The 3898-nt window shown below is 62.5% G+C and carries 2 protein-coding genes; one reads left to right on the forward strand and one right to left on the reverse strand.

Going from position 1 to position 3898, the window contains the following annotated elements; all coding sequences use genetic code 11:
- Positions 1 to 126 precede the first annotated feature (126 nt).
- On the reverse strand, positions 127 to 1053 hold the full coding sequence (locus HKL97_RS00565; RefSeq protein ID WP_291421801.1) for a glycosyltransferase family 2 protein: 927 nt from the start codon (positions 1051 to 1053) through the stop codon (positions 127 to 129).
- A gap of 108 nt (positions 1054 to 1161) precedes the next feature.
- Here HKL97_RS00565 and HKL97_RS00570 point away from each other — a divergent pair, with 108 nt between their 5' ends.
- On the forward strand, positions 1162 to 3765 hold the full coding sequence (locus tag HKL97_RS00570; RefSeq protein WP_291421803.1) for a hypothetical protein: 2604 nt from the start codon (positions 1162 to 1164) through the stop codon (positions 3763 to 3765).
- The last annotated feature ends 133 nt before the right edge of the window (positions 3766 to 3898 follow it).

Below are 3898 nucleotides of genomic sequence, written 5' to 3' on the forward strand. Positions count from 1 at the left end.
CGGTTGGCGGGGCGGGCGGCGGCGGCAACAAAACCATGGCCCAGGCCGGCGGGCCCGACGGCAATGCCTGGCAAGCCGCGCTGGCCGCCATCCGCAACGCTCTTTAACCTGTAGCGCGCCGGGGCTTCACGCCCCCCAGCGCGGTATCGCCAGATATGCCAGCCGCTTGGCCTCCTTGCGCGCCCGCGCCACGGAATCCAAAATCAGGCCGCAGGCGAAGGAGAGAAACGAGATCATCATGATCCCGGTTGAGAGCACCGCGGTCGGCAACCGCGGCACCAGCCCGGTTTTGAGATACGCCGTCACCACAGGGAAACCCAACGCGATGGCCAGCAGCATCAGCAAGGCGCCCGCCAGAGTGAAGAACTGCAACGGCCGTTCCTCCTTCACCAGCACCAGAATCGTCCGCAAAATCCGCAAGCCGTCAGAGTAGGTCCGCAGTTTCGAGGCCGACCCCGCCGGGCGCTCGCGGTAGCTCACCGGCAATTCGGCCAGCGGCATCATCAAATCCAGCGCGTGGATGGTGAATTCCGTTTCGGTCTCAAACCCTGACGCCAGGGCCGGAAATGTCTTCACGAACCGGCGCGAGAACACCCGGTAGCCCGAAAGCATGTCCCTGATCCGGTCGCCAAAAACCATCCGCACCAGCCCCGAGAGCACGCGGTTGCCCATCCGGTGCCCGCGCCGGTAGGCCTGCGTTTCCACGCCCGCGACGTTACGCTGCCCGTTGACCATATCGAGCTGTTCTTCCAGCAGCAGCCTGACCATCTCCGGCGCGGCGGCGGCGTCGTAAGTATCGTCGCCATCCACCAGCACATAGGCATCGGCCTCAATATCGGCGAACATCCGCCGGATCACATGACCTTTGCCCTGCAACGCCTCGCGCCGCACCACCGCCCCGGCGGCGGCCAGCGCCGTGCCATCGCTGGAATTATTATCGTAAACATAAACTTCCGCCCCCGGCAGGCACGCGCGGAAATCGGCCACCACCTTACCGATCGCGACAGCCTCATTGAAGCATGGAATCAGCACGGCAATACGAGCATTTGTCATGGTTCCACCGCTAAAGCACGTCATAACGCCGCACAAGTTTTCTCCATGCCCGCCAACCCGCCCGCGCGCATTGACTGACCATGGACGATCGGCAACTACCTTGAAGCTATGGATGCAGCAACGAACACCCCCTCCTTCGCGCAACGGCACAAAGCCCCGCTGCTGCTGCTCACCCTGCTGCCGGTCCTGGCCAACGCCATCGCACTGTCCGGGCTGTTCAACAACGACCCCACGCTCCAATTCATCGGCCTTGCCCAACATATGCGCCCTGGGCTTATCTCCGGCCCGATGAGCTGGGTTGACCCCTCGGTCGCCTACATTACGCAACCGGTTGGCCATCTCGCGGCATCAGACTGGCTGCACGGCATCATCCCCTGGTGGAACCCCTACGCAGGTGTGGGCATGCCGCTCGCCGCCGAAATGCAGGCCTCCGCCTTTTTCCTGCCCTTCGTATTGCTGCTACACTTTAACACCGGCTGGCTGTTGTTGCGCGTGCTCCTGCAAATGGGTTGCGGGGTCTTCAGCTACATATTGTTCGCCGAACTCGGCCTCTCCCGCACTGCCGCATTCCTGGGTGCTGCGCTTTACACGCTTACCCCGATTTTTTTTCTGTCGCCTCATGCCGCGATAACGCCCCTGCCATTCCTTCCGCTGCTTCTACTGGGCATTGAGGAATCCGCCCGGGCATCCATGCAAGGCAAACCGATGGGCTGGTCCCTGGTTCCCCTATCCGTTGCCTATTCGTTCTACGCAGGCTTCCCGGAAGTTGCCTATCTTGACGGTTTGCTCGCCGGATTTTGGACATTTTGGCGGCTTGCCATCATGCCCGCGCAAGCGCGGCTGCACTTCATCGGCAAACTCAGCCTCGGCGTGGGCATTGGCATCAGCCTATGCGCCCCGCTGCTCGTTCCCTTCCTGGGTTATTTGCAAATCGCCTCTGTCGGCGCCCACGGTGTTTTATTCCAGACCATCCATCTCGATCCGGCGGACGTACCGTTGCAAATCCTGCCCTTCCTCTACGGCAAACTCGGCAGTGTAACGCCTGCGCCACTCGCCTCCATTTTTGGCGCTGGCTATGTCCGTGTTCCCGGCTGGGCCGGATTGCCGGTGCTGGCTTTGGCGCTCGTGGCATTGTGGCGTCACGGCAAACTCCCATCTCTCCGGTTGGTCCTTCTGCTCTGGATTTTTCTCTGGGAAGCACGCTACCTGGGCGTCACACCGGTAACATGGTTGCTCAATACCATCCCCGGCCTCGGCACCACCGACAGCACTCGCTTCAGCGGACCCGCGGTAAATTTCGCCATCTACGCTCTCGCCGCTCTGGGCCTGGATGATTTTATGCGCCTGCCCGTTATCTCCCGCGCCCGCCTCAGCGCCGTCTTGTTCACATTACTCGCGTTTGTGACCGCCGCCGTTTTCCCCGTCCTTGGCCTGATCCGCGCATGGTACAGGCTGCGCCCGCACGACATGGCCGTCTCCTTCGGCGCCACCGCATTTGCGCTCGCCATCCTGGTCATTCTCTGCCTGGAACTTCGCCGCCCTCAACACCGCCATCGCCTCGCGGCCTTGCTGCTTACCGGGCCATTGCTAACATTCATGATCCCCCAACTCGCGGGCGTTCGCGGTGGACATATAGATCAGGCGCCGATTGAGTATCTCAAGAACCACATCGGTACAAATCGGATTATGAGCCTGGGGCCGTTCAGCCTCAACTTCCCCAACCGCTACCGTATCGCGACGATCAACTACAGCGCCCTGCCCATCCCCGTGCTGTGGACAAACTACATCACTGCCAATCTGTTTCCCCTGGCTGATGTCGTAAATTACAGCGGCAGCCAGCCCGGCCAGCGCGATGCCCTGCGCGAGCGCCTGCCCGCTTATGAAGCCATCGGCGTGCGCTACGTCGTCACCACGCCGGGCGATAATTTCTTCTGGGCCAACCAGTTTCAACCCGTTTACACAGCGCCACGCAATTCCACCCAGAACCTCTTCCCCGGCGGCCCCAGCCTTGCCGGACTCGTAACAACCACCTTCCCGTTCTCCGCCATCGGCGCCATGTCCGTCGTGGCCGGCACCTATTTCGGCACCGCGCGCGGCCCCGTGGTGGCCACACTCTGCGCCGCCGGCAACTGCGTCACCGCCACCGCCGATGCCGGCACCGCGGCTGACAACGCGCCGCTCATCTTCACCTTTCCCACGCCGCTCAATATTCCGCCGCGCGCCAAAATCACCTATCGCTTCAGCCACCCCTCGGGGACGCCTCTGGCCATCTGGTACGCCCCCGCCCCCATCCACCGTGTGAAACCCGTCATCAGCCTGATCGAAGCATCCAACGGCCCGGCGCCCATGCTTGTCTTCCGCGATGCCACAGCCTCCATTTTCGAACTCCCCCAGGCCGCGCCCTATGCGCAAACCGCCGATGCAAACTGCGCGGTAACCATCATCTCCCGGCAAAACATCCAAACCTCCTGCCCAACGGCAAGCGTGCTCACCCGCCGTGAATTATTCTACCCAGGCTGGACCGCCACGGCCAACAATACGCCCATCGCGCTCTCCCAGGCGGGATTATTTCAATCCGTCGCCGTTCCAGCGGGCAATGCCAGCATAAAATTCAGCTACGCGCCGCCGCATATCCGCCTGGCCTGCGCCATCGCGATCCTGGCGCTCCTGCTCTGGCTGGCCTGCGCCCGCGCCACCCGGCGCCAAACATAAATCGCCGCCCGGCACCAAAACCTAAACCAGGCATAAAAAGGCCGGAGGATCACGCCCCCGGCCTTCCAATTCTCCCGCTTCGCGCCGGCTCAGAACGTCAGCGTCGTCGCCTGCATCACCAGCGGCAGCGCGC

The sequence above is a fragment of the Acidocella sp. genome, assembly GCF_013044125.1.
In the GTDB taxonomy this organism is placed as follows: domain Bacteria; phylum Pseudomonadota; class Alphaproteobacteria; order Acetobacterales; family Acetobacteraceae; genus Acidocella.

Coding starts and splice junctions, on each gene's coding strand:
- HKL97_RS00565 (WP_291421801.1), bottom strand. CDS start 1,053: ATGACAAATGCTCGTATTGCCGTGCTGATTCCATGCTTCAATGAGGCT.
- HKL97_RS00570 (WP_291421803.1), top strand. CDS start 1,162: ATGGATGCAGCAACGAACACCCCCTCCTTCGCGCAACGGCACAAAGCC.